General features: G+C 21.4%; 1 protein-coding gene. It reads right to left on the bottom strand.

All coding sequences use genetic code 11. The features are described from left to right. Positions 1-234: hypothetical protein (locus VJI77_RS07775; protein ID WP_323989028.1), on the bottom strand; the 234-nt coding region annotated here is incomplete at both ends.

The raw sequence follows: 234 nt of genomic DNA, 5'->3' as shown, positions 1-234 counted from the left end.
TTTTCTTTTAAATTTATTATACATGTTACATAAGATACAAAAGATGTGAAGAAAATTTCAATTAATATTACTACAATAATTATTTTTGGATAGTAATTGTCAAAAACTTTTTTAAATATAAATGCTTTTAGATAGGATCTGTAAACAAGTGGAGAAATAACTTTAAAACCTAAGATAGTAACTATTATTCCTCCAATTATACTTGCTAAAAGTCCATAGTAAAAGTATTGTTTT

It is taken from the genome of Parvimonas sp. D2 (assembly GCF_035282635.1).
Lineage (GTDB): Bacteria > Bacillota > Clostridia > Tissierellales > Peptoniphilaceae > Parvimonas.
Note: the sequence above shows the minus strand (reverse complement) of the source record. Positions and strands in the feature narration are given on the sequence as shown.